The organism is Pedobacter kyonggii, assembly GCF_004310665.1.
Taxonomy (GTDB): Bacteria; Bacteroidota; Bacteroidia; order Sphingobacteriales; family Sphingobacteriaceae; genus Pedobacter; species Pedobacter kyonggii.
Genome location: NZ_SIXF01000067.1, coordinates 1 through 1,624 on the forward strand (window position 1 = coordinate 1; position 1,624 = coordinate 1,624).

Sequence of the window (1,624 nt, forward strand, 5' to 3'; positions counted from 1 at the left end):
AAAAAAAAATGCTGCAAAACCTTGATAAATAATGTTTTGCAGCAAGGTAATATTCACTTAAATTAGTGTTGACCAATATTACTGCTGTGAAAATAATAAATTCAAATCCAATATCCTCTTTCGGAGGCATAAATTTTGTTTTTGACTACTTAAACAAATTAGAAATCGATAAACTTTGCCATGCACATCTGCCCTGCGTTGCTGCCCAAAGCAAGTATTCCTGGAAGGATGTTTTCTACTCCCTTAAATCTGTTTTTCTCTGTGGCGGCGATAGTGTTGAAGATCTTCATACCCACTTAAAAAGTCATTTTGTCGACAATCCTTATCTTAGACTGGCAAGCCCCGATACTGTTTTGAGAAGACTCTCCGGGCTTGCCGAAGAAACAAAAACCTGTGTAACCAAGCGGGGTGTGGCTACACATCAATATTGTACCAACCGGACCCTTGAGAACTTTAATCTGGAAGTCCTCAAAAAGATCGGGATTCTTGATTCCCAGGAACTTACCCTTGATTATGATAACACGATCATTTTCAATGAAAAACAGGACAGTAAAATGACCTACAAAAGAGATTATGGCTATCAGCCAGGTGTTTGTACCGTCAATGAGCAATTTGTACTTTATATCGAAAACAGAAATGGAAATTCTGATGCAAAGTCATTTCAAAGGGATACGCTCGAAAGAATTTTTAATCTGCTTGAAACAAAGAAAGTAAAAAAGATTAAAAACTTTCGGGCAGATGCAGCATCCTACCAGTATGAGGTGGTTAATTTCCTACAACAGAAGGTAGAACACTTTTACATAGGATGCAGAAACAGCTATGTCGAGAAATATTTTCCGCAAATTTGCAACTGGAAAGTGATGGAGGACAAAAATGGCCTAGTGGAAGTAGGGTACACGGACATTCTTCCCTTTATAAACCAGGCCAGGGAACAAAATCAACAGCCACAGACATATAGGCTAATTGCCAAACGGAGATTGAAAAAAGATGGCCAGGTAGATTTGATTACCCAGGATGCCTATGAATACAGGGGGATCCTAACTAACAACTTCGAAACGGATGTTGTTGCCCTTGTCCATTTTTATAACCAGAGAGGGACGATGGAGCGGCAATTTGATATCCTTAAAAATGATTTTGGATGGAATAACATGCCTTTCTCTACACTGAACAAAAACCTGGTTTTCCTATATTTTACAGCGGTCTGCAGAAACATATATAATAAAATCATTGATTATTTTTCACAAAAGGTAAAAACGCTGAAGCCGTKTTTCAGACTAAAAAAGTTTCTTTTTAGATTCATCATCCGGCCAGCCAGGTGGGTTAGGCAGGGCAGACAGCTGAAATTAAGAATTTACTCAATAGATCATAGCTACCCATAGCATCAGGATCACTAAAAGAAATACTTAGCGCTAATATGTTACCTGAAATATAGCCAGGAGGGGATGTCTATTTCATTTTTATGCCTAAAATAAAATTTCGACCCCAAATCTGTTCAGAAATGCCAATCAAAAATGAACTTCCGCCTATAAATATAATTATCGCGGAATAAAATCAGGTGATATTCATTTTTAGAACTTAGTAATATTCAGATTACGACAGACATGCGGATTTTAGGAGCTATCGG

At 37.6% G+C, this 1,624-nt stretch carries 1 protein-coding gene; it reads left to right on the forward strand.

What is annotated here, in order from left to right; genetic code table 11:
* Nucleotides 1-86 precede the first annotated feature (86 nt).
* Nucleotides 87-1,379 carry an IS1380 family transposase gene (locus EYS08_RS25545; RefSeq protein WP_165456561.1) on the forward strand — a complete coding sequence of 431 codons (1,293 nt, stop codon included), beginning with the start codon at nucleotides 87-89 and terminating at the stop codon, nucleotides 1,377-1,379.
* The last annotated feature ends 245 nt before the right edge of the window (nucleotides 1,380-1,624 follow it).